General features: G+C 60.5%; 11 protein-coding genes. 5 read left to right on the top strand and 6 right to left on the bottom strand.

Annotated elements, in window-relative coordinates; translation table 11 throughout:
- Positions 1-19: 19 nt before the first annotated feature.
- Positions 20-502 carry a glutathione peroxidase gene (locus tag ACKLNA_RS18170; RefSeq protein WP_007959082.1) on the bottom strand — a complete coding sequence of 161 codons (483 nt, stop codon included), beginning with the start codon at positions 500-502 and terminating at the stop codon, positions 20-22.
- A gap of 122 nt (positions 503-624) precedes the next feature.
- Positions 625-1110, bottom strand: coding sequence for a peptidylprolyl isomerase (locus ACKLNA_RS18165; protein WP_085711766.1), 486 nt, complete (start codon positions 1108-1110; stop codon positions 625-627).
- Here ACKLNA_RS18165 and ACKLNA_RS18160 point away from each other — a divergent pair.
- The 3 genes from ACKLNA_RS18160 (at position 1079) to ACKLNA_RS18150 (ending at position 4476) form a co-directional block, all read left to right on the top strand.
- Positions 1079-1405, top strand: coding sequence for a DUF3565 domain-containing protein (locus ACKLNA_RS18160; RefSeq protein WP_408986643.1), 327 nt, complete (start codon positions 1079-1081; stop codon positions 1403-1405). The genes ACKLNA_RS18165 and ACKLNA_RS18160 overlap by 32 nt on opposite strands.
- Positions 1406-1466: 61 nt before the next feature.
- Positions 1467-3566 carry a phosphate acetyltransferase gene (gene pta, locus ACKLNA_RS18155; protein ID WP_119426715.1) on the top strand — a complete coding sequence of 700 codons (2100 nt, stop codon included), beginning with the start codon at positions 1467-1469 and terminating at the stop codon, positions 3564-3566.
- Positions 3567-3570: 4 nt separating this feature from the next.
- Positions 3571-4476 carry an acyltransferase gene (locus tag ACKLNA_RS18150; protein ID WP_408986642.1) on the top strand — a complete coding sequence of 302 codons (906 nt, stop codon included), beginning with the start codon at positions 3571-3573 and terminating at the stop codon, positions 4474-4476.
- 89 nt (positions 4477-4565) lie between these two features.
- Here ACKLNA_RS18150 and cysN read toward each other — a convergent pair whose 3' ends face one another.
- From cysN to ACKLNA_RS18135, 3 genes are all read right to left on the bottom strand, one after another.
- Positions 4566-6464: a sulfate adenylyltransferase subunit CysN gene (gene cysN / locus ACKLNA_RS18145; protein WP_408986641.1), complete on the bottom strand. Its 1899-nt coding sequence runs from the start codon at positions 6462-6464 to the stop codon at positions 4566-4568.
- 9 nt (positions 6465-6473) lie between these two features.
- On the bottom strand, positions 6474-7391 hold the full coding sequence (gene cysD, locus ACKLNA_RS18140) for a sulfate adenylyltransferase subunit CysD (RefSeq protein ID WP_007953546.1): 918 nt from the start codon (positions 7389-7391) through the stop codon (positions 6474-6476).
- A gap of 148 nt (positions 7392-7539) precedes the next feature.
- Entirely contained in the window at positions 7540-8298 is a 759-nt protein-coding gene (locus ACKLNA_RS18135; RefSeq protein WP_248738300.1) for a Nif3-like dinuclear metal center hexameric protein, read from the bottom strand.
- Between the two features lie 103 nt (positions 8299-8401).
- Between ACKLNA_RS18135 and algW the strand changes: the two genes are divergently transcribed.
- Positions 8402-9559, top strand: a complete 1158-nt coding sequence (gene algW / locus ACKLNA_RS18130) for a Do family serine endopeptidase AlgW (protein ID WP_408986640.1) — start codon at positions 8402-8404, stop codon at positions 9557-9559.
- A 166-nt stretch (positions 9560-9725) separates the two neighbouring features.
- Positions 9726-10106 (top strand): hypothetical protein, encoded by a 381-nt coding sequence (locus tag ACKLNA_RS18125; protein ID WP_408986639.1) that lies wholly within the window; start codon positions 9726-9728, stop codon positions 10104-10106.
- An 82-nt stretch (positions 10107-10188) separates the two neighbouring features.
- On the opposite strand, the gene hisC is transcribed toward ACKLNA_RS18125, so the two are convergent.
- A complete protein-coding gene (gene hisC / locus ACKLNA_RS18120) occupies positions 10189-11241 on the bottom strand; it encodes a histidinol-phosphate transaminase (RefSeq protein ID WP_408986638.1) in 1053 nt (350 codons plus the stop codon).

Here is an 11241-nt window from a genome sequence, read left to right as displayed (position 1 = left end):
TGGCTGCGATTTTCGCGTTTCAGCTCAGGGCTTTTTCGATCGCCGTGATCACCGAAGGATCATCCGGCGCCGTGCGCGGCGAGAAACGGGCCAGTACACGACCGTCCTTGCCGAGCAGGAATTTCTCGAAATTCCAGGTGATGTCGCCGGGAAATTCGGCGCCCTCGCCCGCCAGCAGACGGTAGAGCTGATGACGGTCGTGGCCGTTGACTTCGAGCTTCTTCGACAACGGAAAACTCACGCCATAGTTGAGGCTGCAGAATTCCTGGATCTCCTGCTCGCTGCCCGGTTCCTGGCCGGCAAACTGGTTGCACGGCAGGCCCAGCACGCTGAAGCCTTTGCCCTTGTATTGCTGATAGAGGTTTTCCAGCGCCGCGTACTGTGGGGTCAAGCCGCATTTGGAGGCGACGTTGACCACCAGCACGACTTGGCCCTTGAAGGGTGCCAGCGGTAGCTCCTGACCATCCAGGGCTGTCAACTTAAGGTCGTGAAAAGCACTCATGACGAACTCCAGATTCCCGTGTTCTACTCGAAACAGCCACTTGGCGAGACTACCAAGGACAGCCGCGGACTAAAAAGGCGCCCTCGGGCGCCTCTCCAGTTCTCTGAGCTTAGCGCAGAAAATCAGTGGTGATGGCCACCTTCGCCATGGACGTGACCATGAGCGACTTCTTCCTGGCTGGCGTCACGGATGGCAACGACCTTCACTTTGAAGTTCAGGCGCTGACCGGCCAGCGGGTGGTTGCCGTCGACGGTCACGTCGTCGCCGTCCAGATCACGGATGGTGACGATCTGCATCTGGCCGTCCGGCGCCGAAGCGTGGAACTGCATGCCGACTTCCAGCTCGTCGACACCTTCGAACATGCTGCGGCTCAGGGTGCTGACCAGTTCGGCCGAGTACTCGCCGTAGGCATCTTCCGGCTCAACGGAAACTTCCAGCTCGTTGCCGACTTCCTTGCCTTCCAGGGCTTTTTCCAGGCCCGGGATGATGTTGCCTGCGCCATGCAGGTAAACCAGCGGAGCGCCGCCGGCGGAGCTGTCGATGACCTCACCAGCGTCGTTGGTCAGGGTATAGTCGATGGAGACAGCCTTATTGGCGGCGATCAGCATGGGGCGAGACCTTTTGCATAAGAATATAGAAAGGCCAAGTTTAGCGAAGCAATCGCTCGAAAGCGAACACAACCCTGACAAACGGGATTCGACGATCACAGGCTTCCATCAGGACGAGGACGGTCACTGGGTGACCGAGCTCTCCTGCGGCCACACCCAGCACCTGCGTCACCAGCCGCCCTGGCAGTCGCGGGCGTGGGTGCTGGACGCAACGCAACGTATTGAAAAAATAGGCCAACCCTTTGCTTGCGGTTGGTGCGCTCAAGGCGCGGTTAGCGCTAACCTTGACGCCTGAAAAACCGGTGGAAGGCCAGCCATAGGCCCACGCCCTTGCCATGCACCCTTAGAGAATCCGCATGCAAACTTTTTTTATCGCGCCCACCGATTTTGGTGTGGGTCTGACCTCCATCAGCCTCGGGCTGGTGCGTACGCTGGAACGGGCCGGGCTGAAAGTCGGCTTCTTCAAACCGATTGCCCAGCCGCATCCGGGCGACACCGGCCCTGAGCGCTCCACCGAACTGGTGGCCCGCACCCACGGCCTGAAACCGCCGCAGCCCCTGGGCCTGGCCCATGTCGAGCGGATGCTCGGCGACGGTCAGCTCGACGAGTTGCTCGAAGAAATCATCGCGCTCTACCAGCAGGCAGCCATCGGCAAGGACGTGCTGGTCGTCGAAGGCATGGTGCCGACTCGCAGCGCCAGCTATGCCGCACGGGTCAACCTGCACCTGGCCAAGAGTCTGGATGCCGAGGTGATTCTGGTCTCGGCGCCGGAAAACGAAGTGCTCACCGAACTGTCCGGCCGCGTCGAGTTGCAGGCGCAACTGTTCGGCGGGCCGAAAGACCCGAAAGTCCTCGGCGTGATCCTCAACAAGGTCAAGACCGACGAGAGCATGGACGCCTTCGCCGCGCGCCTGAAAGAACATTCGCCATTGCTGCGCAGCGGCGATTTCCGCCTGCTGGGCTGCATTCCGTTCCAGCCGGAACTCAACGCCCCGCGCACCCGCGACGTCGCCGACCTGATGGGCGCCCAGGTGCTCAACGCCGGCGACTACGAAACCCGGCGCATGACCAGGACCATCATCTGCGCCCGCACCATGCGCAACACTGTGGATCTGCTCAAGCCCGGCGTGCTGGTGGTGACCCCCGGCGACCGCGACGACATCATCCTCGCCGTCAGCCTCGCCGCGATCAACGGCGTACCGCTGGCCGGCCTGCTGCTGACCAGCGACACCCTGCCGGATCCGCGCATCATGGACCTGTGCCGTGGCGCGCTGCAGGCCGGTTTGCCGGTGTTGTCGGTGAGCACCGGCTCCTACGACACCGCCAACCTGCTCAACGGCCTGAACAAGGAAATCCCCGTCGATGACCGCGAACGCGCGGAGATCATCACCGACTTCGTCGCCAGTCATCTGGATGCCAAGTGGCTGCATCAGCGCTGCGGCACACCGCGGGAAATGCGCCTGTCGCCAGCTGTATTCCGTTATCAATTGATTCAACGCGCTCAGGCTGCAAACAAACGCATCGTCCTGCCCGAAGGCAGCGAGCCGTTCACCGTGCAGGCGGCGGCGATCTGTCAGGAACGCGGGATTGCCCGTTGCGTGCTGCTGGCCAAACCGGCAGACGTCGAAGCCGTCGCCCGGGCCCAGGGCATCGTGTTGCCGCCGGGGCTGGAAATCCTCGATCCGGATCTGATCCGCGAGCGCTACGTCGAACCGATGGTCGCCCTGCGCAAGAGCAAAAGCCTCAACGCGCCGATGGCCGAGCAGCAGCTGGAAGACACCGTTGTGATCGGCACCATGATGCTGGCACTGGATGAGGTCGACGGACTGGTTTCCGGCGTCATCAACACCACCGCCAACACCATCCGCCCGGCCCTGCAATTGATCAAGACGGCTCCGGGCTGCACGCTGGTGTCGTCGGTGTTCTTCATGCTGTTCCCCGAGGAAGTACTGGTCTACGGCGACTGCGTGATGAACCCGCACCCGAGTGCCGCCGAGCTGGCGGAGATTGCCCTGCAAAGCGCCGACTCGGCCGCCGCGTTCGGCATCACGCCACGGGTGGCGATGATCAGCTACTCCAGCGGTGAATCCGCCACCGGCGAAGAAGTCGAGAAAGTCCGCGAAGCCACCCTGCTCGCCCACGAACAACAGCACTCGCTGCTGATCGACGGGCCGTTGCAGTACGACGCCGCCGCCAACGAAACCGTGGCCCGGCAACTGGCGCCGAACAGCCAGGTGGCCGGTCGCGCCACGGTGTTCGTGTTCCCCGACCTGAACACCGGCAACACCACCCACAAAGCCGTGCAACGCAGCGCCGATTGCGTGAGCCTCGGCCCGATGCTGCAAGGCCTGCGCAAACCGGTGAACGATCTGCCGCGCGGCGCGCAGGTCGACGACATCGTCTACACCATTGCCCTGACTGCGATTCAGGCTGCCAACCGACCTCTGGATATCTGACCCGATGCTGGCTTTTCTCCCTGCCACCCTGCGCGGCGTGATCGCCGCGCTGCTGTTGGCGCTGAACACGATCCTGCTGTGCTCGTTCCTGTTTCTCGTGGCGCTGATCAAAGTGTTGCCGTTCGACCTCGCACGCCGCGCCTCGCGCTGGCTGATGAGCCACACCCACGAAGCCTGGATCAGCAACAACAAAGGCTGGATGAACCTGGTGCGCCGTACCCGTTGGCACCTCAGCGGCCTGCAGGGCCTGGACTATCAACACTCGTATCTGATCACCAGCAACCACCAGAGCTGGGTCGACATTCTGGTGCTGCAATACGTGCTCAACCGTCGTATCCAGCCGCTGAAATTCTTCCTCAAGCAGGAACTGATCTGGGTCCCGGTGATTGGCCTGGCGTGGTGGACGCTGGGCTTTCCGTTTATGAAACGCTATTCGAAAGCCTACCTGGAGAAGCACCCGGAAAAGAAAGGCAAAGACCTGGAAACCACCCGCAAGACCTGCGCGAAATTCCGCGACAACCCGGTGGGCATCTTCAACTTCGTCGAAGGCACTCGCTTCACCGAAGGCAAGCACGCGCAGCAGCAATCACCGTTCAAATACCTGCTCAAACCCAAGGCCGGCGGCATTGCCTTCGTGCTGGATGCGATGGGAGAACAGCTGGAATCCATCGTCAACGTGACCATCCACTACCCGGGCGGGCGCCCAGGCTTCTGGGATCTGCTGTGCGGCAACGTGCGGGACGTGGTGGTGCATTTTGAAGAACTGCAAATCCCGCCACAGTTCATCGGCAAAAACTACGACCAGGACGGCGAATACCGCCTGCAATTCCAGGGCTGGATCAACCAGCTGTGGCAGGACAAGGATGCGTTGCTGGAGCAGATGCACCGCGAGTATCCGAACCAACGCTGATCAGCCAAATAAAAAGCCCGCCGATGATTGCTCATCGACGGGCTTTTTCTTGCAGCTTGAAGCTCGAAGCTTGTAGCTGTTCTTCTGGCTTAGATCGCGCCACGCTTGCGCAGCAGATCCAGCACTTGCTTGACGCCTTCTTCCAGCGACAGCGACTGGGTATCGATCACCAGATCAGCATCCAGCGGCACGTCATACGGGAAAGACTCGCCCGGAATGTTATCGCCACCCGCCGCGTACAACCCTTGCGGATCACGCTCTGCGCAAACAGTCGGCGAAGCCTGGACATAGACCGTCAGCAGACGCTCCTTGCCGATCAGGTCCTTGGCCTTCTCGCGACCTTCCGCACTCGGCGCCACGAATGCCGCCAGCGTCAGCAGGCCGGCTTCGTTGAACTGACGGGCAACGTGCGCCGCACGGCTCCAGTTCTCGGTGCGACCGGCGCGATCCTGCGGCAGACCCTTGTTGAGATCGTGACGCAGGTTCTGGCCATCCAGCACGAACACTGCACGCCCCATGTCGAACAGCTTGCGCTCGACCGCGTAGGCCAGCGTGCTCTTGCCCGCGCCGGACAGACCGCTGAACAGCACGGTGGCCGGTTGCTGACCGAAGCGCTGGGCACGCTCGGTAGTCGCTACATGTGCCAGCTTGCCGTGGTGCGTGGCCGAGCCGTGAGCCAGCGGCTGGGCGACGATCATGCCGGCGCCGACGGTGCCATTGGTCAAACGGTCGATGACGATGAACGCGCCGGTGGTGCGGTTGCTGTCGTAACCGTCAAGGGCGATCGGCGCATCGAGCGCGATCTTCACCTTGCCGATTTCGTTGAGCTGCAACGCGCTCGCCGGGCCTTCTTCGAGGGTGTTGACGTCGACCTTGTTGACGATGCTGGCGATGGAGCCCGGCACGTAACTGGTGGCACGCTTGATGTCGTATTTCTTGCCCGGCAGCATCGGCTCTTCAGCCATCCACACCAGCATCGCTTCGAAGCTGTCGGTCACCGGCGGAACGTTGTCGGCGTGTACCAGCAGGTCGCCACGGGAGATGTCGATTTCGTCTTCCATGGTCAGCGTCACCGCCTGACCCGGGCCTGCATGCTCCAGCTCACCTTCGAAAGTGACGATGGATTTCACGCGGCTGCTCTTGCCCGACGGCAAGACCACGACTTCGTCACCCTTGTGCACGATGCCGCTGGCCAGGGTGCCGGCGAAACCACGGAAGTTCAGGTTCGGACGGTTGACATACTGCACCGGGAAACGCAGATCGGTGAAGTTGCGGTCGCCCGCCACTTCCACGGTCTCGAGGATTTCCATCAGCGACTGGCCGGTGTACCAAGGCGAGCGTTCGGACTTGTTCACCACGTTGTCGCCCTTCAGGGCGGACATCGGCACGAAGTGCATGCTGGTCGGCTTCATCTTCAAGCCTTCGGCGAACTTCAGGTAGTCGGCCTTGATCGACTCGAACACGCCCTGATCGAAGCCCTTCAGGTCCATCTTGTTGATGGCGACAACGATGTGCTTGATGCCCAGCAGCGAGGCGATGAAGCTGTGGCGACGGGTCTGGGTCTGCACGCCATAACGGGCATCGACCAGGATGATCGCCAGGTCACAGGTGGAGGCACCGGTGGCCATGTTGCGAGTGTACTGCTCATGGCCGGGGGTGTCGGCGATGATGAATTTGCGCTTGGCGGTGGAGAAATAGCGGTAGGCGACATCGATGGTGATGCCCTGCTCGCGCTCGGCCTGCAGGCCGTCGACCAGCAATGCCAGGTCGATGTCGTCACCGGTGGTGCCGACTTTCTTCGAATCGCGGGTGATGGCTTCGAGGTGATCTTCGTAGATCATCTTCGAGTCGTGCAGCAGGCGCCCGATCAGGGTGCTCTTGCCGTCATCGACGTTACCGCAGGTCAAAAAGCGCAGCAGCTCTTTACGTTCGTGCTGGCCCAGGTAGGCGAGGATGTCCTCGCTGATCAAATCAGATGCGTGCGACATGACAGCCCCTTAGAAATAGCCTTGACGTTTCTTGTCTTCCATCGAGCCTGCGCCATCGTGGTCGATGACACGGCCCTGGCGCTCGGAAGTTCGCGTCAGGAGCATTTCCTGAATGATGTCCGTCAGGCTTTCGGCCTCGGACTCCACCGCGCCCGTCAACGGGTAGCAGCCAAGGGTACGGAAACGCACTTTCTTTTTGACGATGCGCGCCTTGTCCTCGTCGGACAGGTGCTCGAGGATGCGCTCGTCGTCGATCATGATCAGCGTGCCGTTCTTCTCGATCACTTCGCGTTCGGCGGCGAAGTACAGCGGAACGATCGGGATGCCTTCGAGGTAGATGTACTGCCAGATGTCCAGTTCGGTCCAGTTCGACAGCGGGAACACACGAATGGACTCGCCCTTGTTGACCTTGCCGTTGTAGACGTTCCACAGCTCCGGACGCTGGTTCTTCGGATCCCAGCGGTGCTTGCTGTCACGGAACGAGTAGACACGCTCCTTGGCGCGAGACTTCTCTTCATCGCGACGGGCACCGCCGAACGCGGCGTCGAAACCATGCTTGTCGAGTGCCTGCTTCAGGCCCTCGGTCTTCATGATGTCGGTGTGTTTGGCGCTGCCGTGGGTGAACGGGTTGATGCCCTGCGCAACGCCATCCGGGTTGACGTGGGTGATCAGGTCCAGACCAAGCTCTTCGACCATCTTGTCGCGGAACTTGTACATCTCCTGGAATTTCCAGCGGGTGTCGACGTGCATCACCGGAAACGGCAGTTTGCCCGGGAAGAACGCCTTGCGTGCCAGATGCAGCATCACGGCGGAGTCTTTACCGATGGAGTACAGCATCACCGGGTTGTCGAACTCGGCGGCCACCTCGCGGATGATGTGGATGCTTTCCGCCTCCAGCTGTTTCAGATGCGTCAGTTTGTCGACCATGGCTACTCACGAAAGCTTTCTTATGAACGGCCAGCGGGCCGTGTTCGAGCGGGGAATCCTAGCACAGCGCCCTTCTTCTAATCAGGGCGCGGACTAGAACGAAAGAGCATATGAATATGCCTGTCCGTTCGGCGGCTATTGGGGTGAGTCAGATCGGATTCGGACAGTCGATGAAGATGTGTTCGAGCGCGAATCGCTTCGCCAGATAATCGCCCAGCGCCTGCACGCCGTAGCGTTCAGTGGCGTGGTGGCCGGCGGCGATGAAGCTGATGTCGTTTTCCCGGGCGCTGTGGAAGGTCTGCTCGGACGCTTCACCGCTGATAAACAGATCGACGCCGGCCGCGATGGCATTGTCGATGTAGCCCTGACCGCCGCCTGTGCACCAGCCGACTCGACGGATCATCGCGCTGCCCTCGATCAGCAGCGGCTCGCGGCCCATGCGTTCCTGCACACGACGGGCGAAATCGCGGGCGGTTACCGGTTCATCCAGGGAGCCGACCAGCCCGACAATCTTCAGGTTATCCGGGTCCAGCGGTCCTTCGACAGTGATGTCGAGCTGCCGGGCCAGTTGCACGTTGTTACCGACGTCCGGGTGCAGATCCAGCGGCAGGTGATAGGCCAGCAGACTGATGTCGTGTTTGAGCAGGGTTTTCAGGCGCCGCTGCTTCATGCCGGTGATGCACGGGTTCTCGCCTTTCCAGAAATAGCCGTGATGCACCAGCACCAGATCGGCCTCGGCTTCGACGGCGGCATCGAGCAATGCCTGGCTGGCGGTGACGCCGCTGACGATGCGCATCACCTGCGGACGGCCCTCGACCTGCAGGCCGTTGGGGCAATAATCGGCAATTTTCGCACTGCCGAGGTAGCGGTCGGCTTCTTCGACCAGGGTACTGAGGGCAACGGCCATGAAAGACTCCTGAAAATCCCGTTCAGAGGCGCGCGCGGCCTCGTATAATGCGCGACATTATGGGCGGTCTGACCCCGCCTGCAACCTTTCCAGGACGTGCTTAATGCTCAAGGCGCTGCGTTTTTTCGGCTGGCCGCTGTTGGCCGGTGTGCTTATCGCTCTGTTGATTATTCAGCGTTACCCGCAGTGGGTCGGGCTTCCGAGCCTCGACGTCAACCTGCAACAGGCCCCGCAGACCACCAGCGTGCAACAGGGGCCGGTATCCTACGCCGACGCGGTGGTGATTGCCGCGCCGTCGGTGGTCAACCTCTATACCACCAAAGTCATCAACAAACCGGCGCACCCGCTGTTCGAGGATCCGCAGTTCCGCCGCTTCTTCGGTGACAACTCACCGAAACAGAAGCGCATGGAGTCGAGCCTCGGCTCCGGCGTAATCATGAGCCCGGAAGGCTACATCCTGACCAACAACCACGTCACCACCGGCGCCGACCAGATCGTCGTGGCGCTCAAGGATGGCCGTGAAACCCTGGCCCGGGTCATCGGCAGCGACCCGGAAACCGATCTGGCAGTCCTGAAGATCGACCTGAAAAACCTGCCGGCGATCACCGTCGGCCGCTCCGACAACATCCGCATCGGCGACGTCGCACTGGCCATCGGCAACCCGTTCGGGGTCGGCCAGACCGTGACCATGGGCATCATCAGCGCCACCGGCCGTAACCAGCTGGGCCTGAACAACTACGAAGACTTCATCCAGACCGACGCGGCGATCAACCCGGGCAACTCCGGCGGCGCACTAGTGGACGCCAACGGCAACCTCACCGGCATCAACACCGCGATCTTCTCCAAGTCCGGCGGCTCCCAGGGCATCGGTTTCGCGATCCCGGTGAAGCTGGCGATGGAAGTGATGAAGTCGATTATCGAGCACGGTCAGGTGATTCGTGGCTGGCTGGGAATCGAAGTGCAGCCGCTGACCCAGGAACTGGCGGAGTCGTTTGGCCTGTCCGGTCGTCCGGGGATCGTGGTAGCGGGGATTTTCCGCGACGGCCCGGCACAGAAGGCCGGCCTGCAACTGGGCGACGTGATTCTGAGCATCGACGGCGAACCGGCCGGCGATGGCCGCAAGTCGATGAACCAGGTGGCGCGGATCAAGCCAACCGATAAGGTCACGATTCAGGTGATGCGCAATGGCAAGGAGTTGAAGCTGACCGCCGAGATCGGTCTGCGTCCGCCACCGGCGCCGGTTCAGGAAAAAGAAGAATAGGGCGTTGCAGGCCGCGCTCTAATTTCCTTTTGACTTGTTTCAAGGCGAGTTCACCGCAAAAACGGTATTGATACCTGTCATTTCTGTCAGTAGAACGGTTTTCGCATTACCCATAGCCTGATCCTTGTTGTTGCACACTTTCATTTATCAACACAAGGATCAGCACATGGACTTTTCTAAAGAACTCAAAAACTCGAAAAGCAGCGGCCATTTAACAGCCACTCTCAGCGATGGGCAAAAATTCCATTCGGTTCTGGTAGATATTATCCCGACAGCTACAGGCGCAATTCTCATAGGGGTGAATGCGACCGATAATGTGAGACTGGATCAACCAAAACTTAGTGCGGGCACCCACACGGTAAAATTCGGCGAAAACCATAATGCATGGTTTTCACTGCAAGGGGAGTCATTCGAAAGTGTAAGCGGGGAAATGAAGGTGAAGGTTGATGGCCAACTAACCGCGGCCGAAGGGATATTCAACTGTGTTACTAACAATGGTTTGGAAGTGAGTGGCGAGTTCAACATCCAACCCGTCAAAAAACCATAACAAATCAAATTTTGATTTTTTTGGAATGCATAAATATCCCCGTTTCTGAGCAGATCGGAAACGGGGATAGTCGCGTTAACGGTTAGAGGTCACCGAGACCGTCGATCAACGCCTGATTCTGCTCCGGCGTACCGATCGAGATCCGCAGGAATTGGGCAATCCGCTCCTGTTTGAAGTGGCGCACGATCACACCCTGCTCACGCAGCTTGGCCGCCAGCCCCGCCGCATCATGTTGCGGATGCCGGGCGAAGATGAAGTTCGCCGCTGACGGCAGCACTTCAAAACCCTTGGCCTGCAACTGCGCAACCACCCATTCGCGACTCTCAATGACCAGTGCGCAGGTCTTGTCGAAGTATTCGCGATCCTCGAACGCCGCTGCCGCACCAACATTGGCCATGCGATCGATCGGGTAGGAGTTGAAGCTGTTCTTGACCCGTTCGAGCGCCTCGATCAGGTCCGGGTGGCCGACCGCCAGACCGACCCGCAGGCCCGCCAGCGAACGGGACTTGGACAGGGTCTGGGTCACCAGCAGGTTCGGATAACGGTCCACCAGACTGATCGCGGTTTCGCCGCCGAAGTCGATGTAGGCCTCATCGACCACCACCACCGAATCCGGGCTGGCCTTGAGGATCTGCTCGACCGCTTCCAGTGCCAGCAGGCAACCGGTCGGCGCGTTCGGGTTGGGGAAAATGATCCCGCCGTTCGGTTTGGCGTAGTCCGCCGGGTTGATGCGGAACTGCGCGTCCAGCGGCACCGCGTCGAACTTGATGCCGTACAGGCCGCAGTAGACCGGATAGAAGCTGTAGCTGATATCCGGGAACAGCAGCGGCTGATCATGTTGCAGCAGGCCGTGGAAGATGTGCGCCAGCACTTCGTCCGAACCGTTGCCGAGGAACACCTGATTGCTCTGCACGCCGTAATAGTTGGCGACTGCGTTTTTCAGCAGATCGCTGTTCGGATCCGGGTACAGACGCAGGTTGTCGTTGAGTTCGGCCTGCATCGCGGCCAGGGCTTTTGGCGACGGGCCGTAGGGGTTCTCGTTGGTGTTGAGTTTGACCAGACGGGTCAGCTTCGGCTGCTCGCCCGGCACGTAAGGCACCAGATCCTTGACGAACGGGCTCCAGAATTTACTCAT

It is taken from the genome of Pseudomonas sp. UV AK001 (assembly GCF_046097675.1).
In the GTDB taxonomy this organism is placed as follows: Bacteria; Pseudomonadota; Gammaproteobacteria; order Pseudomonadales; family Pseudomonadaceae; genus Aquipseudomonas; species Aquipseudomonas kribbensis.
This window is presented reverse-complemented; position numbering and strand designations above follow the sequence as displayed.

Coding starts and splice junctions, on each gene's coding strand:
- ACKLNA_RS18165 (WP_085711766.1), bottom strand. CDS start 1,110: ATGCTGATCGCCGCCAATAAGGCTGTCTCCATCGACTATACCCTGACC.
- ACKLNA_RS18135 (WP_248738300.1), bottom strand. CDS start 8,298: ATGGCCGTTGCCCTCAGTACCCTGGTCGAAGAAGCCGACCGCTACCTC.
- ACKLNA_RS18150 (WP_408986642.1), top strand. CDS start 3,571: ATGCTGGCTTTTCTCCCTGCCACCCTGCGCGGCGTGATCGCCGCGCTG.
- ACKLNA_RS18125 (WP_408986639.1), top strand. CDS start 9,726: ATGGACTTTTCTAAAGAACTCAAAAACTCGAAAAGCAGCGGCCATTTA.
- cysN (WP_408986641.1), bottom strand. CDS start 6,464: ATGTCGCACGCATCTGATTTGATCAGCGAGGACATCCTCGCCTACCTG.
- pta (WP_119426715.1), top strand. CDS start 1,467: ATGCAAACTTTTTTTATCGCGCCCACCGATTTTGGTGTGGGTCTGACC.
- hisC (WP_408986638.1), bottom strand. CDS start 11,241: ATGAGTAAATTCTGGAGCCCGTTCGTCAAGGATCTGGTGCCTTACGTG.
- ACKLNA_RS18170 (WP_007959082.1), bottom strand. CDS start 502: ATGAGTGCTTTTCACGACCTTAAGTTGACAGCCCTGGATGGTCAGGAG.
- ACKLNA_RS18160 (WP_408986643.1), top strand. CDS start 1,079: ATGGAGACAGCCTTATTGGCGGCGATCAGCATGGGGCGAGACCTTTTG.
- cysD (WP_007953546.1), bottom strand. CDS start 7,391: ATGGTCGACAAACTGACGCATCTGAAACAGCTGGAGGCGGAAAGCATC.
- algW (WP_408986640.1), top strand. CDS start 8,402: ATGCTCAAGGCGCTGCGTTTTTTCGGCTGGCCGCTGTTGGCCGGTGTG.